Here is a 234-nt window from a genome sequence, read left to right as displayed (position 1 = left end):
GCTTTATTAAAATCACTTCCCATATAGCCATTTTTATCTACACTATAACCATAGGCTAAAGATGAAGTATTGTTTAAATCAGCTTGTTTATATTTTAGAGTATGAACGGTATTTTGAAAATCGCTAAATAAGCCATAGTTTGTGTCAAAATTAGAATTTAAATTATTATTTAAGCTTTCACTTCTTATTAGAGTTTGTGAATTGGCACTTTGAATTTCATTTAACTTACTAGCA

General features: G+C 26.9%; 1 pseudogene. It reads right to left on the bottom strand.

The window, feature by feature from the left end:
- A pseudogene (locus CCO88_RS10550) lies at positions 1-234 on the bottom strand (Cj0814 family flagellar-dependent secreted protein); the annotation flags it as partial.

Source organism: Campylobacter coli LMG 9860, from assembly GCF_000254135.1.
Classification (GTDB): Bacteria; Campylobacterota; Campylobacteria; order Campylobacterales; family Campylobacteraceae; genus Campylobacter_D; species Campylobacter_D coli.
This window is presented reverse-complemented; position numbering and strand designations above follow the sequence as displayed.